This is a genomic window from Methylobacterium sp. J-090 (genome assembly GCF_022829345.1).
Taxonomy (GTDB): Bacteria; Pseudomonadota; Alphaproteobacteria; order Rhizobiales; family Beijerinckiaceae; genus Methylobacterium.
The window spans coordinates 1-22,670 of the sequence record NZ_JAKSXV010000031.1 but is presented as its reverse complement, the minus strand read 5'-3'; the positions used below and the strand labels follow the sequence as shown (position 1 = coordinate 22,670).

Below are 22,670 nucleotides of genomic sequence, written 5' to 3'. Positions count from 1 at the left end.
CCCACCCCCATTTCGGAGCCTTCTCCATGACCGGTCAGACCGATGTCCTCTGGTTCCTGCCCACCCACGGCGACGGCCGCTACCTCGGCGCCCAGGAAGGCGCGCGGGCCGTCACCCTGCCGTATCTCCGCCAAATCGCCCAGGCCGCGGACGAACTCGGCTATTACGGCGTGCTCCTGCCCACGGGCCGCTCGTGCGAGGATTCCTGGGTGGTGGCCTCGGCGCTGGCCCCCCTGACCCAGCGCCTGCGCTTCCTCGTCGCCGTGCGCCCCGGCCTGCAGGAACCGGCCGTGGCCGCCCGCATGGCCGCGACCCTCGACCGGATCTCCGACGGGCGGCTCCTCATCAACGTGGTCACGGGCGGCGACCCGGTGGAGCTGCGCGGCGACGGCGTGTTCCTCGACCACGACGAGCGCTACGTCGTCACCGACGAGTTCCTGCACATCTGGCGCGGCCTCCTGTCCGGCGAGACCATCAGCTACGAAGGGAAACACCTCAAGGTCGAGGAGGGCCGGGTGATCTTCCCGCCCGTGCAGAAGCCCTATCCGCCGCTCTACTTCGGCGGGTCCTCCCCCGCCGGCATCGAGGTCGCGGCCGAGCATTGCGAGGTCTACCTGACCTGGGGCGAGCCGCCCGCCGGGGTGGCCGAGAAGATCGCCAGGGCGCGCGAGGCCGCCGATCGCAGGGGCAAAAAATTCTCCTACGGCATCCGTCTGCACGTCATCGTCCGCGAGACCGAGGGCGAGGCTTGGCATGCTGCCGAGAACCTGATCTCGCGCCTCGACGACGACACCATCGCCAGGGCCCAGGCCACCCTCAAGCGCCAGGATTCCGTCGGCCAGAGCCGGATGATGGCGCTCCACGGCGGCGACCGCACGAAGCTCGAAGTCTCGCCCAACCTCTGGGCCGGCGTCGGCCTCGTGCGCGGGGGGGCGGGGACCGCCCTCGTCGGCTCGGCCGATCAGGTGGCCGACCGGATGAAGGAGTACATCGATCTCGGCATCGACCGCTTCATCCTGTCGGGCTACCCGCACCTCGAGGAAGCCTACCGCTTCGCCGAACTCGTGTTCCCGAAGCTCCCCTTGCGCGCCACCACCGGCGTTGCGCCGAGCAACGCCCGCAACGACGGCCCGTTCGGCGAGGTCATGGCCAACGACATCGTGCCGACCCGGCAAGTGTCGGCTCACTGATTACTCTTTTTGTCGAACGTTCGATTGTCTCGGACACCGAGGTGGGTCTGGCGCGGGTCCCCTCTCCTGGAAGGAGAGGGACAGGGTGAGGTGTGTGACCTTTTCGGAGAGTTCGCACACCTCACCCCAGCCCTCTCCTTCCAGGAGAGGGAGCCCGTCGCGACTGTCGGGACCGGGGTGATCGAGACAAACCGATCTCGAACCCAAGGACACTCGCCCATGCCAAGCGCCGCCACCCGTGCCCTCGCCGTTCCGAAGGCCTCACCACTCCAAGGTTGGGCGTGGTTCGCCGCCGCCCTCGCGGTCCTCGTGCTCACCACGTTCCAGGCCCGCGCCGACGAGAAGGTGATCCGCATCGGCTACCAGAAGTACGGCACCCTCGTGCTCCTCAAGGGCAAGGGCCTGCTGGAAGAGCGGCTGAAGCCGCTCGGCTACCGCGTCGCCTGGTCGGAATTCCCGTCGGGGCCGCCCCTGATGGAGGCGCTGAACGCCGGGGCCATCGATCTCGGATCGGCCGGCGAGGCCCCGCCGATCTTCGCCCAGGCCGCGAGCCGCGACCTCGTCTACGTCGCCCACGAGCCGGCCGCCCCGCGGGGCGAGGCCATTCTGGTCGCCGCCGACAGCCCGATCCGCACCGTGGCCGACCTGCGCGGCCGGACCATCGCCCTCAACAAGGGCTCCAACGTCCACTACTTCCTCGTGCGGGCCCTGGAGGCGGCGGGCGTGCCCTACGACGCGGTGACGCTCGCGTTCCTCGGGCCCGCCGACGCGGCCGCCGCGTTCGCGCGCGGCTCCGTCGAGGCCTGGGCGATCTGGGACCCCTACCTCGCCTCGGGCGAGCGGGCGACGGGGGCGCGCACCCTCGTCACCGGGGAGGGCCTCGTGCCCAACCGCCAGTTCTACCTCTCGCGCCGCCCCTTCGCCGAGGCGCCTGCCAACCGCGCCGTCCTCAACACCACCCTGGCGGCGGTCGCGACCATCGACGCCTGGGCCAAGGACAACACCGACGCGGTGGCGGCCGAGCTCGCGCCCTCGGTGGGCATCCCGGCCCCCATCCTCACGGTGGCCCTCAAGCGTCTCACCTACGGCGTCACGCCCCTCGACGCCGGCACGGTGGCCGACCAACAGGCCGTGGCCGATACGTTTCACCGTCTCGGGTTGCTGCCGAAACCCCTGGTGGTCTCGGACGCGGTGTGGAAACCGGGCACCTGAGCCTTCGGCGCCCCGCGAAGGCTTGAAGGAAAGAAGGGCGAGGGACATTCCCTCGCCCTTTCGTTTGCGCTGCGTAGCCTCGGGATTCCGAAGGGATCATCCCTTCGGCGGGTGTCGGGCGCAAGCGCGACGAGGACCCCAGGGCTCTGCCCTGGACCCGCGAAGGGCTCGCCCTTCGAACCCCGGAAACCACCGGGGCCTACCCGGCGAAGACGTGTCCGGCGAGAATCCGCAGGCCGACCGCGCGGCCGGCGGGCAGGCGGGCGGTGTCGGAGGCTTCGACCACCACGGTCTTGCCCTCGATCCGGTCGACCTCAATGCGCTGGCGGCCCTGGCTGCGGTAGGACGAGCGCACGGTGCCGTGCAGGTGCGCCTCGTGGCTTTCCGCGAACTGCAACTGCCACGGCCGGGCATAGAGCTTGACCGGGCCGACGAGGCCGGGCGGCGCGACGACGGGCGTGAGCCGGCCGTCGACCCGGACCTCGCCGCCCTGGGCGATGGCCTCGACCTCGATGGTGTCGCCCAAAAACTTCAGGACCGTGGCCGAGACGGGGGCTTCCTGCACCTCGTCCGGCGTCCCGATCTGCTCGAGGCGCCCGCGCGACAGGACGGCGACGCGGTCGGAAAGCTCCAGGGCCTCGTCCTGGTCGTGGGTGACGAAGATCGTGGTCTGGCCGGTGCGGTCGTGGATCTCGCGCAGCCAGCGGCGCAGGTCTTTTCGGACTTGCGCGTCCAGGGCCCCGAACGGCTCGTCCAACAGGAGCACCCGTGGTTCCACGGCGAGCGCCCGGGCGAGCGCGATGCGCTGGCGCTGGCCGCCCGAGAGCTGGGAGGGGTAGCGGTCGGCGAAGCCCGAGAGCTTGATGAGGTCGAGGAGATCGCCGACGCGGCGCTTGATCTCGGCCTTGGCCGGGCGCTCGGAGCGCTTCCGGGCGTTCAGCCCGTAGGCGATGTTGTCGGCCACGCTCATGTGCTTGAACAGGGCGTAGTGCTGGAACACGAAGCCCACGGCGCGCTGCTGCACGGGGAGGCGCGTCGCGTCCTCGGCGCCGAACACGATGCGGCCGCGGTCTGGGAAATCGAGGCCGGCGATGATGCGCAGGAGCGTGGTCTTGCCCGAGCCCGAGGGGCCGAGGAGCGCCAGCAGCTCGCCCGCCCGCACGTCGAGGGAGAGGTCGTGCAGGACGGCGGCCGTGTCGAAGGTCTTCGACAGGTTCTCGACGCGGATGGCGGTGGAGCCCGTCACCGGCTCAGTGCCGGCGCCCGGACGCCGCGATGTCGCCGGCGTAGCGCCATTCGAGGAGGGATTTGAGGCCGAGGGTGACAAGAGCGAGGCCGGCAAGGAGGGAGGCGACGGCGAAAGAGGCAACGAAGTTGTACTCATTGTAGAGGATCTCCACGTGGAGCGGCAGCGTGTTGGTCAGGCCCCGGATGTGGCCCGAGACCACCGAGACCGCGCCGAATTCACCCATCGCGCGGGCGTTGCAGAGGAGCACGCTGTAGAGCAGCCCCCAGCGGATGTTGGGCAGCGTCACCGTCCGGAAGGCGTGCCAGCCCGACGCTCCGAGGGTCAACGCGGCTTCCTCCTCGGCGGTGCCCTGCTCCTGCATGAGCGGGATGAGCTGGCGGGCGACGAACGGGAAGGTGACGAAGATCGTCGCCAGCACGATGCCGGGGATCGCGAAGATGATCTGGATGTCGTGCTCCAGCAGCCACGGGCCGATGAGCCCCTGCGAGCCGAACACGAGCACGTAGATCAGGCCCGAGACCACTGGCGAGACCGAGAACGGCAGGTCGATGAGGGTGACGAGCAGGTTCTTGCCCGTGAACTCGAACTTGGCGATGGCCCAGGAGGCCATGATGCCGAAGACGAGGTTGAACGGCACGGCGATGGCCGCCGTGATCAGGGTCAGGCGGATGGCCGCGTGGGCATCCGCCTCGTGGAAGGCGGCGAGATAGGCGCCCCAGCCCTTGGCGAAGGCCTGGACGAACACCGTGACCAGGGGCAGCACGAGGAACAGGGCGAGGAAGACGATCGCCACCGCGATGAGCAGGCCGCGCACGAGGCCGCCCTCGGTGATGACGCTGGCCGGCTGTTGCCGGGGCAGTTCGGTCGCGATCTCAGACATAGCCGAATCTCCTGCGGCTCCAGGCCTGGATGAGGTTGATGGCGAGCAGGGTGACGAACGAGATGCCGAGCATGATCGTCGCGATGGCGCAGGCGCCGCCGTAATCGAATTCTGAGAGCTTGATGACGATGAGGAGCGGCGCGATCTCCGAGACGTAGGGCAGGTTGCCGGCGATGAAGATGATCGAGCCGTACTCGCCGACGCCGCGCGCGAAGGCGAGGGCGAAGCCCGTGAGCACGGCCGGGATCAGGGGCGGCAGCACCACCCGGGTCAGGGTGTGGAGGCGGCCCGCCCCGAGGGTGGCGGAGGCTTCCTCGATCTCCTTGTCGATCTCGACGATGAGGGGCTGCACGGTCCGCACGGCGAACGGCAGGCCGATGAACACCATGGCGATGTAGATGCCCACCGGCGTGTAGGCGGCCTCGATGCCGAGTTTCGCCAGCTGCGCACCCACGAGGCCGTTCGGCGCGTAGAGGGAGGCGAGCGCGATGCCGGCCACGGCGGTGGGCAGGGCGAAGGGCAGGTCCACCACCGCGTCGACGATCTTGCGGCCGGGGAACTGATAGCGGGTCAGCACCCAGGCGACGAGGAAGCCGAAGAGCGAGGCGGTGAGGGCTGCCAGCGCCGAGACGCCGAAGCTGACGCGGAGCGCCGAGGCCACGCGGGGATCGGTGGCGACGTCCCAGATGCCCGATAGCCCGAGCCCGGAGGCGCGAACCACGAGGGCGGCGAGCGGCAGCAGCACGATGAGGCTGAGGCAGGTGAGGGTGTAGCCGAGCGTCAGGCCGAAGCCGGGAATGACGCTCGGCTGCCGGAAGCGCCGTCTCGGGCGGAGGGGTGGGGCCATGGGACGGTCCTGCGTTGGTCTTCGAACCCTCCCCCGCGGGGGGGAGGGCAAGGCGGTTACCGCCCGGCCTTGCTCAGTTGGTCGAACAGGCCGCCATTGTCGAAGTTCTTCTTCTGGATGTCGTCCCAGCTGCCCTGGAGATCCTCGATTCTGAACAGCGTCAGCTCGGGCAGCTGAGCCAGGTGCTCGGGCTTCGCCGCGGCGCGGTTGAGGGGCCGGTAATGGTGCTTGGCGAAGATCGCCTGGGCGGCGTCCGAGTAGAGGAACTGGAGGTAGGCCTCGGCCTGTTTGCGGGTTCCCTTCTTGTCGACATTCCCCTCCACCAGGGCCACGGGCGGCTCGGCGTAGATGGAGGTCGGCGGCACCACCACGTCGAACTTGTCGCGACCGAACTCGTCGAACACGAGGTAGGCCTCGTTCTCCCAGGTGGGCAGCACGTCGCCGAGGCCCCGCTGGGCGAAGGTCACCGTGGAGCCGCGCGCGCCCGTGTCGAGGACCGGCACGTTCTTGTAGAGCTCGCCCACGAAGGCATTGGCCTTGTCGGCGTTCTTGCCGTCCTTCTCGTAGGCGTAGCCCCAGGCGGCGAGGAAGTTCCAGCGCCCGCCGGCCGAGGTCTTGGGGTTGGGGGTGATGACCTTGACGTCGGGTTTGACGAGGTCGCCCCAGTCCTTGACGCCCTTCGGATTGCCCTTGCGCACGAGGAACACCACCGTGGAGGTGTAGGGCAGGCCTTCGTTCGGCAGCTTGGCGCGCCAGTCGGCCGGGATCTTCTTGGCGAGTCGACTGATCGCGTCGATGTCGGAGGGGATGCCGAGGGTCACCACGTCGGCCGGGATGCCGTCGATCACCGTGCGGGCCTGCGAGCCGGAGCCGCCATGGGAGGCGCGCACGGTCACGGTCTCGCCCGTCCTGGCCTTCCAGTCGGCGCTGAAGGCGGCGTTGATGTCCTTGTAGAGCTCGCGCGTCGGATCGTAGGAGACGTTGAGCAATTCGCTGTCGGCCCGGGCAGACCCCGCCAGGAGAGCAGGCCCCGCCAGGAGAACCGGCCCGGCCAGGAGAAGGGCGGCGGCGAGGCAGGCGGACAGGGTCAGGCTCCGCCGGCTCGGGGTCGGATGGGTCTCGCTCAACATCTGTCGCCTCTCGAAAACGGGCCGTGCGGACCCTCGGATCGACGGGGCCACGGCAGGGTTTTCGTTCGATATAACGAACGTTGTCAACCGCGCGATGGGCCGTGCTGCAGCGGGATATGGCTTTGACGGACAGAATCTCCAAGCGATGCGGGGGGCTTCCCCATTCGAAGGAAGGAATTTTTCCGGATCAGCGAATCCAAGATTGGTCTCTTCTCCAACGGTGCGTTCTTCAAGAAGAACATTTTCAGTCGATCCAGGCCGCCGGAGGGTCGCCCCAAGATGCCCCGATCTGCCGATCGCGATGTGGCGCGGGAAGGCACGGCGGGCCGGGGTTTCGCGGCCGTGGCGCGAAACGAAGGTCCTGGCGGCCCGGACGGCCAGCGGCCACGGGGCAGCTCGCCCAAACCGTTCGAACCATCGCGAAGAGCCTCGCCAGCCACTCGGCAGGCTAGAGCGGAAGCATCGGGCGATTTCTCAAGGCGAGCTGATGCCATGGTGCGCCAACGTCACGATTTGCGTGGAAGAGAGGCGATCGAGCGGGATCGGATCATCGATCAAAATATTTGATCCATATTGCAATTGTTTTTGAGTATCACGTCAAAACGGGCTTCTCATCGTCGAAGATGCCTTCGAAGAAGGCGCGAGATACGGACTGTTCTGTCGGTGCGGAAGCATCGACGCCTCCCGCTGCGTCTCCGACACCAGGCCCGGCTTCGATCACTGTTCTCGGCAGGATCGACCCGCACCCGTCCTTTAACGATCCTTCAAAGGACTGGACTCTAGGGTGGTACGTCGCCGCCCGCTGGACGGTGGACGTGAAAACGGAATGGGACCTTCCGAATGCCGAGTCCCTCTTCTCCTGACCGCTGGGAGGCCCTTTTCCGGGGGGGCGAGTCGGCCCCCACGCTCCGGGGAGGTCTGCATGTGCCCGCGGCCGACACCGGGTCGCTCGAACTCCGGCACGAGGCCTTCGATTCCGCCGGGTCCGGCGAAGGCGCGGAGCAGACCGCCCCATCCGACCGGTACCGGATCGCCCTCGCGACGGGCCAGCTCGCCGAAACCCTGCACCTCGCGCCCTACACCGCCCTGACCCACGTGGTCGCGGCCACCACGGTCCTGCTGTTGTTCTGGGGCCATGCCCCGGCCGCGTATCTGCTGGCCCTGTTCGCCGGCGCGGTGCTGCCGGCGACGGCCTGCATCGCCGGCGTGTGGTTCTGTCGCCGCGCGTGCCTGTCCGCGACGCGGGTCGAGACGGCGCATGCCGCGGTGCGCATCCTGGCCCTGACGCTCGGTCTCGCCTGGGCCACGATGCCGGCGGCCCTGTTCGTCCGGGCCGATGCCGATCACGGAACCTATGTCGTCGCCCTGTGCGCCGGACTGCTGACGACGGCCTACGCCCTCGGGCCGATCCGCCATGTCGCGACCCTGTTCGCCTTGCCCGTGGTCATGAGCGGCTTCCTGGCGCTCGTGGCGCGTGGCGACGACGTCTCGCGGGTCCTGGCGATCCTGTTCGTGATCTATGCCAGCTTCGTTCTGTTCACCACCGGACGCATGGCGCGCCTCTCGACGGGACGCATCGTCGCTCGCCTCCGGGTCGCCGAGCAGAACGAGACCATCGGCCTCCTCCTCAACGATTTCACCGAGAACGCCAGCGCGTGGCTGTGGGAGACCGGCCCGGACGGCCGGCTCCAGAACGTCTCGCAACGCCTTGTCCAGATCTCAGGGAAATCCCCGACGCAGCTTCGGGATGCCCCGTTCGAAAGCCTCCTTCGCGGCACGAAGCTCTCCGGTGCGGAGATCCTCGACGCCGGCTCGAGCCAGGCGGTGTCCGAACTCGTCGCCCTCGTGGGCAGGCGCCAGGCTTTTCGCGAGCGCGTCGTCGAGGTGACCATCGCCGGAGCGGCGCAATGGTGGCGCCTGAGCGGCAAGCCCCTCCACGGCCCCTCGGGCGATTTCCTCGGCTTTCGCGGCGTCGGCACCGACATCACCGCCGCCCGCCAATCCGAGGCGCGGATCGCGTATCTCGCGAGCTACGATGCCCTGACCGGCCTCGCCAACCGGGCCCTGTTCCAGGACCTGGCCTCCATGGAATGCGAGCGGGCGGAGCGGACGGGCATGCCCTGCGCGCTGCTCTATCTCGATCTCGACGGCTTCAAGATCGTCAACGACACCTTCGGCCATGCCCTGGGGGACGCGCTCCTGATCCAGGTGGCCACCCGGCTGAGCGCCCTGGTCCGGCCCGGCGACCTCGTGGCGCGCCTCGGCGGCGACGAGTTCGCCATCCTGCACCCCTGCGCCGACGCGGACGACGCCTCGGCCCTGGCCCGCGCCGTGATCGGGCAGATCAGCGTTCCCTACATCATCGACGGCGTGCAGGTGGAGATCGGCGTCAGCATCGGCTTCGCCCTCGCGCCGAACGATGCCACGACGCCGGAGACCCTGCTGGGTCGGGCGGATCTCGCCCTCTACCGGGCCAAGGCCGCCGGCCGGGGCGAGGTATCGGAATTCACCCCCGACCTCGAAGCCTCCGTGCTCAAGCGCCGGGACCTCGAAGTCGATCTCAAGCGCGCCATCGTCCAGGATGAGTTGAGCCTGCACTATCAGCCCCTCGTCGGTCTCGCGGCGGGCGAGGTGCGGGGCTTCGAGGCCCTGCTGCGCTGGAATCGCAGATCCGGCGGCTCGGTCTCGCCGGCCGACTTCATTCCCGTCGCCGAGGCCTCGGGCCTGATCGCGGTGATCGGGCGCTGGGTGCTGCATCAGGCCTGCAGGGAGGCGGCGCGCTGGCCGGAGCCGATCCGCATCGCCGTCAACATCTCGCCGACGCAGTTCCGCCACGCCGATTTCGTCCTCGACGTGTTCCAGGCCCTCGAGGCCAGCGGCCTCGCGCCCGAACGCCTCGAACTCGAGATCACCGAGTCGGTGTTCTTCGAGATGAACGGCACCACCGTCTCGAACCTGAAGGAACTGCAGGGGCTCGGCGTGCGCATCGCCCTGGACGATTTCGGCACGGGCTACTCGTCCCTGAGCTACCTGATCCGGTTTCCCGTCGACAAGATCAAGATCGATCGCTCGTTCATCAACGAGATGGGCACCCGCCACGAGTGCCTGGCGATCATCGAGGCGATCCTGACGCTCGCCCGCGAACTGTCCATCACCGTCACGGCCGAGGGCGTCGAGACCGTCGAGCAGGCGGCCATGCTCCGGACCCGGGGGTGCGACGACATCCAGGGCTTCCTGTTCAGCCCGGGCCGGCCAAGCGCCGAGGTCGATGGCCTGATCGCGACCCTGCCCAGTCGGTTCGCCTCGATCTTCTCCGAGGCTCCGGAAGCGCGTGCGGCGGCCTGATACGGCCTCCGCTCGCTCGGAGCGGCGTCCGAGCGATGCCCAACTCCGCCATCCCGAAGGGATCGGCCGGATTCGGTATGACGCCCTTGCGATGATCCCGGTCGTCCGTCGGGGTCGTCAGGGCCGGCGGATGGTCGCTGCCACCCGCGTGGTCTGCATCATCGGTGATAATTAAGGGTCACCGCGCGCTATCGTACGGCAACACGAAGTGATGTTCGGCGTTGATTGGCGATGCCCCGGTTCTTCCTGCACATTCGCGATGGTGATTTCCTCATTGAAGACGAGGAAGGAGGCATCTTCCCAAATGTCGAGGCCGCTTGTCGTGAGGCTGTTCTGGCCGCGCGCGAGATCCTCGCGTCGAAGCTCCATGGGGGTGAAGAGGTGAACGGGCAGATCTTCGAAATTACCGATGAGAACAATGTGGTACGTGCCACGTTTCCCTTGAGAGATGTTCTGAAATTGAAGTGAGCGGCCGAGATGACAGCGTTTTCCTCGCGAATCTGGACGCCGCGATCCGACACATGTCACCGGACCCCGTTTCGAACGGGCGTCGACCGGGCTTTGGCCGATGCGTTTCCGCCCGTGGACGATGTCGCGCTGCCGGACAGGATCGAGGCGGCGCTGGTTCGCCTGGATTGCGCCCTGCGAGAAGTCCGGCACGACACATCGGGCGATCGCGCGCCGCCCGTCGCCGCAGCATCCGAATCGTCTTGACGCCGTGGCCCGGCGAGTGAAGCCGCCCGACGCTCACGCCGCATCGGGCGTCCGGGTCCGCTCCGCGGTCCGGCGAAGATGGACGGTCACCTCCATCCCGGCCCGCATGCCCTCCGCGTAGGCGCCCCCGGCCGTGCCCCATTGCAGGCGCGACAGGGCCTCGCCGGCGAACCAGATCCGCTCCCCTACGGGCGCCTGCAACGCCTGGCGGGCGCCGGCATGGCCCGGCGGCACCACCGCCCAGGAACCGCGTGACCACGGATCGTGGCGCCATTCGCTGACCACCGGGATCGACAGGTCGTGGAGGGCGCGCGCGCCGAAATGCTGTTCCAGGGCCCGCCGGACCAGGCGCCGCGCCCCGTCCGGCCCGGCCCGTCGCGCGTCGAGGGCGGCTGTCATTGCGGAATCGAGTTCGAAGTAGTGGAACGGTGTGCCGTCGATGCGGGTGAGGAGCCCCGGGACGGGATGGTGCCCGCCGACGAGGCTGGCGAGGCGGTCGTTTCCCCGGAACGGGCAGGACGGCCAGTGCAGCACGGCGTGCTCGTAGAGTCCGATGGAGAAGCCGTCGATGGCCGCCGTCACCGCCGGCGGCAGGGCCGGGGCGAACAGGGACGCGTTCCGTAAGGCCATGGTGGGGATCGTCACGATCACGGCCTTGGCGTCGAGGATCCTGCCGCCGGCGCACGCGACGCGCACGCCCGGCCCGGTCCAGTCGAGTCCGGTCACCGGCGTGTCCAGGGCGATGGGGAGCCCCTGGGCGAGGCGGGCGAGGTAGCCGCCGTAGCCGCCGGCGATGAAGCGGTTGTCGCCGTACTCCATGCTGGGAAAATCCTGGAGGGAGACCTCCCGGAGCGGCCGGCCCGAGACGAGGCCGTGGACCCGTTCCACCCGCCGGCCCCAGGGCCCGAGCCCCGGCGGCAGGGCGCTGGCGGCGGGCCGGTCCGGCCCGCCGCGCGCGGCTCCGTCGCTCATGGCCCGGTCGGCCGCCGCGAAGGCGCGTCCGAGGGCTGCGGCCTCGGACGGCCGTCCGGGCCGGCGCCCGACCCGGACATGGCTCTCCTGGGCGGCGATCCGTAGGGGCTCGCCGCGTGCCTCGCCGAGCCGCACCAGGGGATTGATCGGTCCCGCATGGAGCCAATGGGCGCCGAGATCGACGGCGTGGCCGCGCAGGGTGGCCGTCGCTACCCGTCCGCCGACGCGGCCGCGGGCTTCCAGCACCGCCACGGCGATGCCGGCCCGGTCGAGTTCGCGCGCCGCCGCGATCCCGGCCGCACCCGCGCCGATCACGATCACCTCCGGCTCGGCCGGTAGGGGGACGAAGCGCGGTGCGATGCTGGGCGGCAGGCTGTCGTGCTCGGGTCTGCGCATCGTGGGGTCCGGGGCTCGGGTGGGAGGGCCGGCCTACCAGAGGCCGGCGCGGCGCGGCAACGCACCCGCGTCAACGCCGAGCCCAGTCCCCGGGGTCGAACACCTCGACGAGGCCCGAGCGGTCGCCCCCCGGCGTCGGGCTGCCCACCAGGGTGTGGATGCGCCCGGCATGGACGATGGCCCCGAAGCCGTGACGCGGCGTCGGCAGGGGCGTGCGCCGGGTCCAGGCATCCCGGGCCGGATCGTAGGCCTCCACGGCGCCGAAGGTGCGGGCGTTCGATTCGCCCCCCATCACGAAGATCTGCCCGCCGAGGACCGCCGAGGCGGCGCCGCTGCGGGCCGTCGGCATCGGTGCCCCCGTCCGCCACGAATCGGTGGCCGGGTCGTAGATCTCGGTGACGGCGAGGTTGCGGTCCGGGTCGCCGTCGATCCGCCCGCCGATTGCGACGAGGTGACCGTCCAGCGCCTGGACGGCGAGGTGGTCGCGCCGGGTCGGCAGGGGCGCGGCCTCGCTCCAGGAATCGCGCGCCGGATCGTAGACCGGGTGGCCCGACGCGTTGGCGCCGCCCGAGACGCTGCCGCCGACGAGATGGATGCGGCCATCGATCACCGCCGCCCCGCCGGCGGCGCGGACCGAGGGCATCGGCGCGCGCGGGCTCCAGGCATCGGCCTTCGGATCGTAGGCCCAGACCCGGTCGCTCGCGCGCCAGCCGGCGCGATAGCCGCCGAACACGTAGACGTGGTCGCCATGCCCCGCCGCCATGGCGTGGTGGATGGGTGTGGGGAACGGCGCGCCCGTCCGCCACCCGCCCGTCGCCGGATCGTGGATGAGCAGCCCGGTCGCCCCGTTGTAATCGCCGATCACGTAGGCCCGGCCCGCGCGTTCGGCGACGGCCACTTCCGAGCGCGGGGCGGGAGCCGGTGCGGCTTTGCTCCAGAGTCCGGCCGTCCCGGACTCGTGGGCGCGCGCCGGCAGGATGCCGATCGCGATCGCGAGGGTGAGGATCAGGGCGCGCATGATGTCCGCTCCGGTGGGCTGCCTGGTTCCGAACGCGCCGGGAGGGGCGATGGCTGCGGAGGATCGGCCCGTGCGGGGACACCCATGCTTGCCCGGACGCCCTTGCGTCCGCCGGCGCGCGCCGCCAAAACCTCCGGCAATGGGCGGCGGGGGCGACGCCCGGCACCCATCGACGCGACCACGGGATTTGCAACGGTCATGCTGTTCAAGGCTGCCTTCGCCGCCCTCCGGCAGGTCTTCTCGCCGCCCCTGCGGGCGATCCTATGGAAGTCCCTCGGGCTCACCATCGGCCTCCTCGTGTTAGTCTGGGCCGGGCTCACCCGGGCGATCAACTGGTTCCTGTCCCAGCATCACCTCTCGGTGGACTATCCCTTCCTCGATACCCTGGCGGTGTTCTTCGCCGGTGCGGGCCTGTTCGTCGGCCTCGCCTACGTGATGCCGGCCATCTCGATCCTGGTGGCGGGCTTCTTCCTCGACGACGCGGCCGAGATCGTCGAGCACACGGATTTTCCGCACGATCCGCCGGGCACCGCCCTGCCGCTCGGCCGGGCGATGCTCTACGCCGTGCGCTTCGCCGGCCTCGCCCTCCTGGTGAACCTCGTCGCCCTGATCCTGTTCTTCGTGCCGGGCGTGAATCTCGTCGCGTTCTTCGGCGCCAACGCCTACCTGCTCTCGCGGGAGTATTTCGAGCTCGCCGCCGGGCGCTTCCGGCCCATGGACGAGGCGGGCGCCATGCGCCGCCATCACGGGCTGACCACCCTCACCGCCGGGGCGCTCCTGGCCGGCCTCATGGTGGTGCCGGTCCTCAACCTCCTCACCCCCCTCTTCGGCATCGTCCTGATGGTCCACGTCCACAAGGGCCTGAGCCGGCGCACCCCCCTCGCTCCGCCCGAGACGCAGGCGCACCTGCGCTGAAGCGGCTCGCCCACCGGCCGGAACTGTTCTAGATAGTCCCCGTCGGGGCTGACCGGTTTCGGCACCCGTCGAGGACCGGCGCGGACCCGTGCCCCGATCAGGGGCGCGGCAGGGCGCGCCGGGGACGCTTTTCGAGACCTTAAGAGCGCGATGACCGGCTTCGAGACCCTTCCCCTCACCCGCCCCGCCGACCAGCTCGTCACGGTGTTCGGTGGCTCCGGCTTCCTCGGCCGCCACGTGGTCCGGGCGCTCGCCAAGCGCGGCTACCGCATCCGGGTCGCCGTGCGCCGGCCCGATCTGGCCCTGTTCCTCCAGCCGCTCGGCAAGGTCGGCCAGATCGTCGCCGTGCAGGCCAACCTGCGGTATCCGGAATCCATCGCGGCGGCGGTCCACGGCTCGGACGTGGTAGTCAACCTCGTCGGCATCCTGCAGGAGACCGGCCGCCAGAGCTTCGCCCGCCTCCAGGCCGAGGGCGCCGGCGAGATCGCCCGCGCGGCGGCCGCCATCGGGGCGCCCCTCGTCCACGTCTCGGCCATCGGGGCGGACGCCGATTCGCCTTCGGCCTATGCCCGCACCAAGGCCCTGGGCGAGGACCGCATCCGCGAGGCGGGCGGGGACCACGCGATCCTGCGCCCGTCCCTGGTGTTCGGCCCGGGCGACAGCTTCTTCAACCGCTTCGCGGCCCTGACCACCGTCCTGCCGGTGCTGCCGCTCGCCGGCGCCCAGAGCCGGTTCCAACCCGTCTACGTCGGCGACGTCGCCGAGGCGGTGACCCGCGCCGTGGAGGGCCGTGTGCCGGCGGGCCGGGTATACGAGCTCGGCGGCCCCGAGGTCGCCACCCTGGAGGCCCTCGTGCGCTACATGCTCACGGTCACCATGCGCCGCCGCAAGGTCCTCGACCTGCCCCTGCCCGTCGCCCGACTCCAGGCACGGGCGCTGGAGATCGTCGATACCCTCACCCTCGGCCTGCTGCCGGATTCCCTCAAGCTCACCCGCGATCAGGTCACCCTGCTGCAATCCGACAACGTCGTCTCCGAGGCGGCCAAGGCGGAGGGGCGCACCCTGGAAGGGATCGGCCTCCAGCCCACCACCATGGAAGCGGTGGTGCCGGGCTACCTCTGGACCTTCCGCAAGGCCGGCCAGTTCGCCAAGCCCCGCGTCGCGGCCGAATCCGAGGTGCCCGAGACCCTGGCTCCGGTGCCCTACGCGCCATCGAAGCCGAGCGGCCCGGCGCTCGGCCCCGACGCCACCCGGCCGAGCCGGATGGGCACCCGCTGGGGCACCCGCGGCTGACGTCCGCCAAGGGGCTCACGATGGCGGTCGCGATGGGGTTCCTGCTCGTCTTCCTCGGCTCCGGCCTCGGCGGCATGGCCCGCCACGGCGTCGGCCTCGCCGCCGTGCGGCTCGGAACGAACTTTCCGTTCGGCATCCTCCTCATTAACATCGTGGGCTCGACCCTCATGGGCGTCCTCGTCGGCTGGTACGCCATGCGTGGCGGCAGCCAGCCCCTGCGCCTGTTCCTCGCCACCGGGGTGCTCGGCGGCTTCACCACCTTCTCGACCTACGCCCTCGACGGGATCCTCCTCCTGCAGCGCGGCGAGACGGCCGCCGCGCTGGCCTACATCTTCGGGTCCGTCGGCCTCGGCCTCGGCGGCCTGCTCCTCGGCCTCATGGCGATGCGGGTGGTCCTGTAGGGCGTCGCGATTTTTTTAGCGGACCCACCGCCCGCTCAGTGTTCGGCGCGCTCACCACGCCCCTGCCGCGCAAACCCGCGCCGGGCCTCGGATTTTACCGAAGATCTGGAATTGATCCAAATCGAAGCTTTGGTCTAGACGGTCAAAGTATCGATTTATACGCATTCCAATCTTTCCCAATGCGGTTGAAAACCAAGTTTTTGCACCGCATTGCTGCTGTCGTCGATTCGGCGATGGGCAGGGAGGCGACGATGATGGAACGGGCACTGGATTGGGTCCGGGGCTACGCGCAACTCGCATGGTGGGACGGGTCCTGCCTCGACCTGCGCCTGCACCGCTTCACGGACTTCCTCGACTTCGTCGCCACCGCGCCGGAGCCGGCCCCGGCCCACCTCCGCCGGGGAACGCCCGCATGAACGCCCGCCCCGCCCACCACACCTGCGCCGAGGCGGTCCCGGCCGAGGACACCCTCGACGAGGCCCTGCGCCGGGCGTTCTGGCAGAGCCTCAACCGCGCGCCCCTGCCGGCCATGCACGCCCTCGAAGTGGCCGCCCGGACCCTCGGCGCGCTCTACCGTCAGGTGGCGCGGGCCCACGAGCAACCCGGCGGCTGCGGGTGCGGCTGGGAGCCCGACCCCGATTGCGACCTCATCGTCCTCGAGGCCAACCTCGCCGCCGCCCTGCTCCATCCGCCGCAGACGGACCTGATCCGCATGCCCGTGGCCGGCTCCGCCTGACGGGACGTCGCTCCGTCGCAGACCTCACCCATCGAAGATTTCGGCGAAGGGTTACCGTTTCCTCACGGAGTTGCGCGGATCATGAGCCGCGCCACGCACGGCGGAGGGGTTTGTCATGGACCGGTTCTATCGCGGCATCGAGGTTTCCCTGCTCGGCTTCAGCCTGCTCCTCGGGCTCGGGGCCATCCTGCTGCCGGCCGTGCCCGGTGCCTTGCCCGGCACCCTGCCGGGTGAGACCCGGATCGCCGTGACCCTGCCGATGATCACGGTGACGGCGAATCCCTGAGCCGGCGTTCGCGTCGGGACGGACATCTTGGGGCGGGCGACGTTTTTCTGTCATCCAAACGCCTGAATTCCTGCAACCCTTCCGGCCCGCCGGGATTTAACCTGTCGCAAGGACGGACGGGACTCGTGCCTATTCCGGACGGCGATGGGGCGTGCCAGGGCGGCGCGCGGTCGGGGTTCAGGCATGCTGGTCTTTCATACGCGCGGGCTCATCACGGCGGGCGTCGTTCTCTTCGGCCTCGCCGGCTTGTCGAGCGCCCAGGCGGCTCCGGCTGCGCCCCAGGCCTCGGCAGAGGTCTCCCAGCTCGCCACTCGGCCGATCACTGCGGTCGCCGCCATGGCCGAGGACGACGACCTGACCAATTGCAGCCGCGCACGCCGCCGCCTCTGGGTCGATGGCGAGGGCTGGATCGTCCGGCGCGTCACCACCTGCCGCTAGGGATCTGCCGCGAGGCTGATCGGGACGCCTTCCTCTGAGGCCTGGCCCTTCGCGTCGGACCCTCGGTATCGGTGAGGGTGACGCAGGCCTGCCTACGCAGTCTTCCCCCGGAACGCCCGTGCGGGCGCGCGGTTTGTCTCCCATGATGCCGTCGGGGACCCATGTCCCGCCCGGGAGTTCGTAGATTATGTCCCCATGCCTCAAGGCCGCCCTGCTGGGGGCCGTCCTGTCCGTGACCGCCCTGGGGAGCGCCCAGGCGCAAGTCGTTTCCGACGAGGCCGGGTACGCGGTGGTCTCGACCTACGGCTATGCCGGGTCGGCCATCCGGGGTGACTACGTCGGTGCGCCCCTCACCCGGTTTCCCCGCCCCGACCAGATCGTCCCGAGCGCGTGGGGCTACGGCACCTACGGCGTCCCCACCGTCGCCGGCATCCACCCGGCCCCCGTCGGCACACCGACGGTCTACGTGATCGATGCCCCCGCCCCGGTGGTGCGCCGGCGGGTGGCGTCGCGCCCGCGCCTGGTCACGCGCAGCGCGGATCGGGTCGCGCCGCAGCCGGCCGCCGCCCCGGCCGCTTCGGCGGGCGGCGCGCGCGTCGTCACCGTGAGCGTCCCCCATCGGCAGGCGGCGTCCCTGCGCTGACGGGCATCGCGGTCCCCAGCGACGCATCCTGTCACCGGGGACCGGAGGGAGTGGCAACAATTTAATCTCTTGGCGTCATCGTTGCCCGATATGGGGAGCCGCTACGCCATGCACATCGTTCTCGTCGATACCAGTCGGGTGGTCCTCAAGATGATCGCCGCACTGCTCGAACCCAACGGGCACACGGTCAGCGTCTTCACCAATTCCACCGAGGCCCTCGACTACGTCGAGACCACGCCGTCCGTGCGTGTGCTGATCACCAGCCTCGAAGTCCGGCCCCTGAGCGGCCTGGAACTGTGCTGGTCGGCTCGGCTGCTGGCCGAATCGAACCGGCCACTCTACGTCATCACCATGTCGTCGGCCCGCAATGCCCGGAACCTCGCCGAAGCCCTCGACAGCGGCGCGGACGATTTCATCGAGAAGCCACCCGGTCCCGAGGAACTGCATGCGCGCCTCCGCGCCGCCGACCGGCTCACCAGCATGCAGGGCGAGCTGATCCGGCTGGCCCAGACCGATTCGCTCACCGGCCTCCTCAACCGCCGCGCCTTCCTCAAGCGGTCGCACGAGGCGGCCGAGCGCGTCGGCAACCACGGCAAGATGTCGGCGATCCTCCTCGACATCGACCACTTCAAGCGCATCAACGACGAGTACGGCCACGATGTCGGCGACGCGGCGATCCAGGCCGTCGCCCGCGAGATCGGCGCCGAGGGCATCGTCGGGCGTCTCGGCGGCGAGGAGTTCGGAGTGATCCTGCCGCATCGCCCGGGGACGGAAGCCGAGACCCTGGCCGGGCGCCTGCGCCGGGGGATCGAGGCCCTGCGCATCCGTGGCGCCCGGGCACCGATCCGTCTCACCTGCAGCTTCGGCGTCAGCGACTGGATCGAGGGGGACACCGTGGAGGGACTGGTCAAGCGCGCCGATATCGCGCTCTACGAGGCCAAATCGACGGGCCGCAACCGCGTCGTCACCGCGACCTCCGACCTGATCCTCGCCCGCGCCGGCTGATCCGCCTCTCCCATCGGGACACCGCCTGTACCGCCGCGAGACGGCAACGGGCGGAGTCGCACCGCTTCCATCGCGCGATTTCGAAGAGACTTGGTGCGTTGACCTTGAAACGACGCAAGACGTGGTAAACAGAGGGCTGGAACAGATCTTGAAGTGAACCTTCGCAGTACTGCCACGGTGTCCCGTGGTGGCACATGAGGGGGATCACGGCATGCATCAGGCCGTTGGGGTGTTGATCGTCGATGAGCCGTACGGGTTCGAGCCGACCTTTCGGGCGGTCCTCGAGCACGAACCGACCCTGCACACGGTGAGCGAGGCCGACCTCGCGCGCGGCGGGCCTGACGTGCCGGGGACCAATGTCGCCCTGGTGGTCGTCGGCGCCGGGGATTCCGAAGGCGGCGCGGCGCGGATCGGGCACCTGCGGGCGCGGTGTCCGGGCCTCAGGATCGTCGCCGCCTTCGAGACGATGGACGCGGCGGCGACGGGGCGACTGGTCGCGGCCGGTGCCGACGTCTTCGTCGCCCGTAACGCGTGCGCCCGGGTCGTCTGTGCCGCCATCCTCGCCCTGGCGGGCCTGCCCTCGGCCTCGCGGACCGTCGATCCCGCCGACGGCCTGACCCCGCGCGAGGCGGAGATCCTGCGATTCCTCAGCGCCGGGTTCAGCAACAAGGAGGTGGCCCGCCGCCTCGGCCTCAGCGTCCGCACGGTGGAGACCCACCGGCTCAACCTGCGCCGCAAGACCCAGACCGGCCGCCTCAAGGACCTCGTCGCCCTTGCCCGCCAGCTCGGCCTCGCGCCCGTGACGGAGACCGAGGGACCCGCCTCCGCCCGCCGCGCCGCCGGCCCGGCCTCCGGCTCGTTCGCCCTCCCGGCCTCGCACTGAGCAGGGTCGCAGGGGGTCGACGCGAAGCCTGCCCGATCAGGCCGGGTTGAGGCCCTCGTTGACCGCCGAGAGGGGCCGCTTGGGCTTCCGGGCGATATCCTCGCCGCGGATCGCCTCCTCCAGGGGCTCGGGGCCTTTGCGCAGGAGTTTGGCGAGGTAGTACGAGCCGAAGCCGAAGATGATCGTGTAGGCGATGAGGAACGCGATCAGCGAGGTCGTGACCGCGTTGACCGTGAGCGGCGAGTGCGCGTCCGCCGTGCGCAGCTGCCCGTAGACGATGTAGGGCTGGCGCCCGATCTCGGCGGTGAACCAGCCGAACAGCACGGCGCCGAACCCGGACGGCGTCATCAGCATCGCGGCGTTGAGGAACCAGCGGTTGGTGTAGAGCGTGCCGCGCCAGCGCAGGACCAGGCTCCAGGCGCTCAGGCCCAGCATCGCCATCCCGATGGCGACCATGATCCGGAACGAATAGAACACCGGCCAGACCGGGGGGCGCTGGTCGGGCGGCACGTCCTTCAGGCCCGGCACCACGCCGGAGAAATCGTGGGTGAGGATGAAGGAGCCGAGCTTCGGGATGCCGATCTCGAAGTCGTTCTTCTCCTCCTTCATGTTCGGGATCGCGAACAGAAGGAGCGGCATGTCGGCCTGCCGGTCCCAGTTCGCCTCGATGGCCGCGAGCTTCGTCGGCTGGTGCTTGAGCACGGCCAGCCCATGCGAATCGCCGATCACGATCTGGAGTGGTGTGCAGATCACCGCGAACCACAGGGCCATGGACAGGGAGGTCCGCGCCCCGGCCACCTTGGCCGCCGGCTCCTTCCGTCCGCGAAGAATCATCCAGGCCGACATGCCCGCCACCGCGAAGGCCGTGGTGAGGAAGCAGCCCATCACCATGTGGGCGTAGCGGATCGGGAAGGACGGGTTGAAGATCACCTGCCACCAGTCGGTGGCCACCGCCCGTCCGTTCTCGACGACGAAGCCCGCCGGCGTCTGCATCCAGGAATTGGCCGACAGGATCCAGAAGGCCGAGACCAGGGTGCCGAAGGCCACCATGCAGGTGGAGACGAAGTGCAGGCGGTCCCCCACCCGCTCCCAGCCGAACAGCATGATCCCGAGGAAGCCCGCCTCGAGGAAGAAGGCGGTGATCACCTCGTACTGGATGAGCGGCCCGAGCACGTTCCCGGTGAAGTCGGCGTAGCGCGACCAGTTGGTGCCGAGCTGGTAGCTCATGACGATGCCGGACACGACGCCGAGGCCGAACGAGACCGCGAACACCTTGACCCAGAACCGATAGAGGTTCCGGTACAGGGGGTTGCCGGTCCACAGCCACTGGCCTTCGAGGCGGGCGAGGAAGCTCGCCAGCCCGATGGTGAAGGCCGGGAAGATGATGTGGAAGGCCATGGTGAAGCCGAACTGAATCCGCGAGAGCAGAAGCGCGTCGACGTCCATGGATGATCCTCCCGTTCGGCCCGTGTCCCCGCGGGAGGACCCGGCCGAATCGGTTTACGCTAAATCAGATCTGCGCGCGCGGTGCGGCTCGGTCGCAGACCCGGCCTCAGCGGCGCGGCAGCAGGCGGCGCGGTCCCCGCGCCAGGGCGAGCGCGCCGACGAAGCCGATCGCCGCGATGCCGCTAAGGCCGGCGAGCAGCCAGTCGCGCTCGCGGCTGGTCCAGTACTCGCTGCGCGTGGTCTCGGTGCGGTCGCCGAAGCGCCCGTCGATGCGGGCCGGTCCCGGCACGGGCGCGAACAGGTTGCCGGCCTTGTCCGGGGCCGGCGCGTCGGTGAGCTGGGCGTCCCACATGCTGGCGGCTTTCCGGTCGGCGAAACCCGGTGCGATCGCTTGCGCGGCATGCATCATCAGAACGCTGCGGCCGACCCAGACGTCCCGTTGCGGCGTCACCGCCGTGGCGACGATGGCCTCGGCGCACAGGCGCGGGTCGTAGACCGGATCGGGGGCGTACTGGCCGTGGCCCGTGCGGTTGCGGGCCCAGTTGAACTGCGGCGTGTTGACGGCCGGCAGGTAGACGATGCTGAGCGAGACCCCGACCCGGTCATGGATGAGCTCGCAGCGCAGGGCGTCGGTGAACCCGGTGACGGCGAACTTGGCGGCGCAGTACGGCGCCTGGAGGGGGGCAGCCCGAATGGCGAGGCCCGACGAGACCTGGATGATGGCACCGCGGTTGCGCGGCTTCATGAAGCGCAGGGCCGCGAGCGTGCCGTAGACCTGACTGAGATAAGTGGTCTCGGTGACGCGCCGGTACTCCTCGGGGGTGATCCGGTCGGCTGGGTTGACGATGGTCGCCATGGCGTTGTTGACCCAGGCGTCGATGGGGCCGAGCTCGCGCTCCACCCGCTCGGCCGCCCCTGCTACGGCCTCGGCATCCGCCACGTCGGCCGCGATGGCGAGGACGGGCCGGCCATGGACGGCCAGCCTGTCGCGCGCTTGCGCCAGACGTTCGGAATCGCGGGCGATGACGGCCACCGCCCAGCCGCGCTTGGCGAACAGCTCCGCCGTCGCCAGCCCGATGCCGGCGGTCCCGCCCGTGACGACCGCGATGCGTGCCATTTCTTGGATTCCATGTCCGTCCGGCGAACCTGCCCGGGCGTGTCCTCGGCAACGGGCGTTTTCGGGTCGGGTTGCGGAGGGGGGCGCGTGCCCAAACGACACGCCTCCCGCCCGCGGGAGCCCCGCGACAGTCCACATCGCGCGGGCAGCGCAGGTCCCCTCCCCTTCCGGGCAGGGCGATCGCAGATGAACCACGACGGGACCCGTCTCCTTCCGGGCTACGGCATTCGCCCATCGCGCGGGATGCTCGGGTCCCCTCTTCTGGAAGGAGAGGGACAGGGTGAGGTGTGTGACCTTTTTGGAGAGTCCACACACCTCACCCCAACCCTCTCCTTCCAGGATAGGGGGCCTGTCGTGACTTTTCGAAGCGTTTTGCTTCGCGTTCGAGCGCGGGGAAAACCCATCTACGATTGCCATACCTTCCGGGGGAGGCAGCCTGTCGCGCTCCGTGACGGATCACAGTAGCTTTCGATAACAGCTACAGCATGCTGTGCGTATTCGATAGCGCGGATATCTCATGCGGCTAGCCGATCGGGGGTGTTGGCGGCTGAAGT

At 69.8% G+C, this 22,670-nt stretch carries 22 protein-coding genes; 14 read left to right on the top strand and 8 right to left on the bottom strand.

The features are described from left to right. Nucleotides 1–26 precede the first annotated feature (26 nt). The gene (gene ssuD / locus MKK49_RS04540) at nucleotides 27–1,190 is read left to right on the top strand and encodes an FMNH2-dependent alkanesulfonate monooxygenase (protein ID WP_244026871.1); all 1,164 of its coding nucleotides are present in this window, start codon (nucleotides 27–29) and stop codon (nucleotides 1,188–1,190) included. A 219-nt stretch (nucleotides 1,191–1,409) separates the two neighbouring features. Next, the gene (locus MKK49_RS04535; protein WP_244026870.1) at nucleotides 1,410–2,402 is read left to right on the top strand and encodes an aliphatic sulfonate ABC transporter substrate-binding protein; all 993 of its coding nucleotides are present in this window, start codon (nucleotides 1,410–1,412) and stop codon (nucleotides 2,400–2,402) included. Nucleotides 2,403–2,601: 199 nt separating this feature from the next. Here the strand turns inward: MKK49_RS04535 and MKK49_RS04530 are convergent, their stop codons facing one another. Genes MKK49_RS04530 through MKK49_RS04515 form a run of 4 tightly spaced genes read right to left on the bottom strand, consistent with a single transcriptional unit; the run spans nucleotide 2,602 to nucleotide 6,508 of the window. After that, entirely contained in the window at nucleotides 2,602–3,648 is a 1,047-nt protein-coding gene (locus tag MKK49_RS04530; protein WP_244026869.1) for a sulfate/molybdate ABC transporter ATP-binding protein, read from the bottom strand. A 4-nt stretch (nucleotides 3,649–3,652) separates the two neighbouring features. Then, nucleotides 3,653–4,531, bottom strand: a complete 879-nt coding sequence (cysW, locus tag MKK49_RS04525) for a sulfate ABC transporter permease subunit CysW (protein WP_244026868.1) — start codon at nucleotides 4,529–4,531, stop codon at nucleotides 3,653–3,655. Beyond that, nucleotides 4,524–5,378: a sulfate ABC transporter permease subunit CysT gene (gene cysT / locus MKK49_RS04520; RefSeq protein WP_244026867.1), complete on the bottom strand. Its 855-nt coding sequence runs from the start codon at nucleotides 5,376–5,378 to the stop codon at nucleotides 4,524–4,526. Before cysT ends, cysW begins: the two co-directional genes overlap by 8 nt. A 56-nt stretch (nucleotides 5,379–5,434) precedes the next feature. Then, complete coding sequence (locus MKK49_RS04515; protein ID WP_244026866.1) at nucleotides 5,435–6,508, bottom strand: sulfate ABC transporter substrate-binding protein; 1,074 nt, start codon at nucleotides 6,506–6,508, stop codon at nucleotides 5,435–5,437. A gap of 924 nt (nucleotides 6,509–7,432) precedes the next feature. Here MKK49_RS04515 and MKK49_RS04510 point away from each other — a divergent pair. Continuing rightward, nucleotides 7,433–9,853: a putative bifunctional diguanylate cyclase/phosphodiesterase gene (locus MKK49_RS04510; protein ID WP_244026865.1), complete on the top strand. Its 2,421-nt coding sequence runs from the start codon at nucleotides 7,433–7,435 to the stop codon at nucleotides 9,851–9,853. Nucleotides 9,854–10,084: 231 nt separating this feature from the next. Next, nucleotides 10,085–10,321 carry a DUF6894 family protein gene (locus MKK49_RS04505; RefSeq protein ID WP_244026864.1) on the top strand — a complete coding sequence of 79 codons (237 nt, stop codon included), beginning with the start codon at nucleotides 10,085–10,087 and terminating at the stop codon, nucleotides 10,319–10,321. Between the two features lie 279 nt (nucleotides 10,322–10,600). Here MKK49_RS04505 and MKK49_RS04500 read toward each other — a convergent pair whose 3' ends face one another. Continuing rightward, entirely contained in the window at nucleotides 10,601–11,935 is a 1,335-nt protein-coding gene (locus tag MKK49_RS04500) for a flavin monoamine oxidase family protein (RefSeq protein ID WP_244026863.1), read from the bottom strand. A 70-nt stretch (nucleotides 11,936–12,005) separates the two neighbouring features. Continuing rightward, nucleotides 12,006–12,953, bottom strand: coding sequence for a Kelch repeat-containing protein (locus MKK49_RS04495; protein ID WP_244026862.1), 948 nt, complete (start codon nucleotides 12,951–12,953; stop codon nucleotides 12,006–12,008). A gap of 198 nt (nucleotides 12,954–13,151) precedes the next feature. Between MKK49_RS04495 and MKK49_RS04490 the strand changes: the two genes are divergently transcribed. From MKK49_RS04490 to MKK49_RS04445, 10 genes are all read left to right on the top strand, one after another. Then, nucleotides 13,152–13,868 carry a sulfate transporter family protein gene (locus tag MKK49_RS04490; RefSeq protein ID WP_244026861.1) on the top strand — a complete coding sequence of 239 codons (717 nt, stop codon included), beginning with the start codon at nucleotides 13,152–13,154 and terminating at the stop codon, nucleotides 13,866–13,868. A gap of 150 nt (nucleotides 13,869–14,018) precedes the next feature. Continuing rightward, complete coding sequence (locus MKK49_RS04485; RefSeq protein WP_244026860.1) at nucleotides 14,019–15,161, top strand: complex I NDUFA9 subunit family protein; 1,143 nt, start codon at nucleotides 14,019–14,021, stop codon at nucleotides 15,159–15,161. A 32-nt stretch (nucleotides 15,162–15,193) separates the two neighbouring features. After that, nucleotides 15,194–15,562: a fluoride efflux transporter CrcB gene (gene crcB, locus MKK49_RS04480; protein ID WP_244026978.1), complete on the top strand. Its 369-nt coding sequence runs from the start codon at nucleotides 15,194–15,196 to the stop codon at nucleotides 15,560–15,562. A 251-nt stretch (nucleotides 15,563–15,813) separates the two neighbouring features. Beyond that, complete coding sequence (locus tag MKK49_RS04475; RefSeq protein ID WP_244026859.1) at nucleotides 15,814–15,978, top strand: hypothetical protein; 165 nt, start codon at nucleotides 15,814–15,816, stop codon at nucleotides 15,976–15,978. Beyond that, on the top strand, nucleotides 15,975–16,298 hold the full coding sequence (locus tag MKK49_RS04470; protein WP_244026858.1) for a hypothetical protein: 324 nt from the start codon (nucleotides 15,975–15,977) through the stop codon (nucleotides 16,296–16,298). The genes MKK49_RS04475 and MKK49_RS04470 overlap by 4 nt, the downstream gene beginning before the upstream one ends. 115 nt (nucleotides 16,299–16,413) lie before the next feature. Continuing rightward, nucleotides 16,414–16,584: a hypothetical protein gene (locus tag MKK49_RS04465; RefSeq protein ID WP_244026857.1), complete on the top strand. Its 171-nt coding sequence runs from the start codon at nucleotides 16,414–16,416 to the stop codon at nucleotides 16,582–16,584. A 183-nt stretch (nucleotides 16,585–16,767) separates the two neighbouring features. Next, entirely contained in the window at nucleotides 16,768–17,022 is a 255-nt protein-coding gene (locus MKK49_RS04460) for a hypothetical protein (RefSeq protein WP_244026856.1), read from the top strand. A 187-nt stretch (nucleotides 17,023–17,209) separates the two neighbouring features. Then, nucleotides 17,210–17,665, top strand: coding sequence for a hypothetical protein (locus MKK49_RS04455; RefSeq protein WP_244026855.1), 456 nt, complete (start codon nucleotides 17,210–17,212; stop codon nucleotides 17,663–17,665). 108 nt (nucleotides 17,666–17,773) lie between these two features. Next, the gene (locus MKK49_RS04450) at nucleotides 17,774–18,670 is read left to right on the top strand and encodes a diguanylate cyclase domain-containing protein (protein ID WP_244026854.1); all 897 of its coding nucleotides are present in this window, start codon (nucleotides 17,774–17,776) and stop codon (nucleotides 18,668–18,670) included. Between the two features lie 211 nt (nucleotides 18,671–18,881). Further along, complete coding sequence (locus MKK49_RS04445; RefSeq protein ID WP_244026853.1) at nucleotides 18,882–19,553, top strand: response regulator transcription factor; 672 nt, start codon at nucleotides 18,882–18,884, stop codon at nucleotides 19,551–19,553. 36 nt (nucleotides 19,554–19,589) lie between these two features. On the opposite strand, the gene MKK49_RS04440 is transcribed toward MKK49_RS04445, so the two are convergent. Both MKK49_RS04440 and MKK49_RS04435 read right to left on the bottom strand, forming a co-directional pair. Then, the gene (locus MKK49_RS04440) at nucleotides 19,590–20,999 is read right to left on the bottom strand and encodes a cytochrome ubiquinol oxidase subunit I (protein ID WP_244026852.1); all 1,410 of its coding nucleotides are present in this window, start codon (nucleotides 20,997–20,999) and stop codon (nucleotides 19,590–19,592) included. A 106-nt stretch (nucleotides 21,000–21,105) separates the two neighbouring features. Further along, on the bottom strand, nucleotides 21,106–22,116 hold the full coding sequence (locus MKK49_RS04435) for an SDR family oxidoreductase (protein ID WP_244026851.1): 1,011 nt from the start codon (nucleotides 22,114–22,116) through the stop codon (nucleotides 21,106–21,108). Nucleotides 22,117–22,670: the final 554 nt, after the last annotated feature.

What these genes read in the sequence shown, in the direction of transcription:
- MKK49_RS04475 (WP_244026859.1), top strand. Translation starts at nt 15,814, where the DNA reads ATGATGGAACGGGCACTGGATTGGGTCCGGGGCTACGCGCAACTCGCA.
- MKK49_RS04485 (WP_244026860.1), top strand. Translation starts at nt 14,019, where the DNA reads ATGACCGGCTTCGAGACCCTTCCCCTCACCCGCCCCGCCGACCAGCTC.
- cysW (WP_244026868.1), bottom strand. Translation starts at nt 4,531, where the DNA reads ATGTCTGAGATCGCGACCGAACTGCCCCGGCAACAGCCGGCCAGCGTC.
- crcB (WP_244026978.1), top strand. Translation starts at nt 15,194, where the DNA reads ATGGGGTTCCTGCTCGTCTTCCTCGGCTCCGGCCTCGGCGGCATGGCC.
- MKK49_RS04515 (WP_244026866.1), bottom strand. Translation starts at nt 6,508, where the DNA reads ATGTTGAGCGAGACCCATCCGACCCCGAGCCGGCGGAGCCTGACCCTG.
- cysT (WP_244026867.1), bottom strand. Translation starts at nt 5,378, where the DNA reads ATGGCCCCACCCCTCCGCCCGAGACGGCGCTTCCGGCAGCCGAGCGTC.
- MKK49_RS04440 (WP_244026852.1), bottom strand. Translation starts at nt 20,999, where the DNA reads ATGGACGTCGACGCGCTTCTGCTCTCGCGGATTCAGTTCGGCTTCACC.
- MKK49_RS04495 (WP_244026862.1), bottom strand. Translation starts at nt 12,953, where the DNA reads ATGCGCGCCCTGATCCTCACCCTCGCGATCGCGATCGGCATCCTGCCG.
- MKK49_RS04490 (WP_244026861.1), top strand. Translation starts at nt 13,152, where the DNA reads ATGCTGTTCAAGGCTGCCTTCGCCGCCCTCCGGCAGGTCTTCTCGCCG.
- MKK49_RS04535 (WP_244026870.1), top strand. Translation starts at nt 1,410, where the DNA reads ATGCCAAGCGCCGCCACCCGTGCCCTCGCCGTTCCGAAGGCCTCACCA.
- MKK49_RS04460 (WP_244026856.1), top strand. Translation starts at nt 16,768, where the DNA reads ATGCTGGTCTTTCATACGCGCGGGCTCATCACGGCGGGCGTCGTTCTC.
- MKK49_RS04455 (WP_244026855.1), top strand. Translation starts at nt 17,210, where the DNA reads ATGTCCCCATGCCTCAAGGCCGCCCTGCTGGGGGCCGTCCTGTCCGTG.
- ssuD (WP_244026871.1), top strand. Translation starts at nt 27, where the DNA reads ATGACCGGTCAGACCGATGTCCTCTGGTTCCTGCCCACCCACGGCGAC.
- MKK49_RS04470 (WP_244026858.1), top strand. Translation starts at nt 15,975, where the DNA reads ATGAACGCCCGCCCCGCCCACCACACCTGCGCCGAGGCGGTCCCGGCC.
- MKK49_RS04445 (WP_244026853.1), top strand. Translation starts at nt 18,882, where the DNA reads ATGCATCAGGCCGTTGGGGTGTTGATCGTCGATGAGCCGTACGGGTTC.
- MKK49_RS04450 (WP_244026854.1), top strand. Translation starts at nt 17,774, where the DNA reads ATGCACATCGTTCTCGTCGATACCAGTCGGGTGGTCCTCAAGATGATC.
- MKK49_RS04465 (WP_244026857.1), top strand. Translation starts at nt 16,414, where the DNA reads ATGGACCGGTTCTATCGCGGCATCGAGGTTTCCCTGCTCGGCTTCAGC.
- MKK49_RS04505 (WP_244026864.1), top strand. Translation starts at nt 10,085, where the DNA reads ATGCCCCGGTTCTTCCTGCACATTCGCGATGGTGATTTCCTCATTGAA.
- MKK49_RS04435 (WP_244026851.1), bottom strand. Translation starts at nt 22,116, where the DNA reads ATGGCACGCATCGCGGTCGTCACGGGCGGGACCGCCGGCATCGGGCTG.
- MKK49_RS04500 (WP_244026863.1), bottom strand. Translation starts at nt 11,935, where the DNA reads ATGCGCAGACCCGAGCACGACAGCCTGCCGCCCAGCATCGCACCGCGC.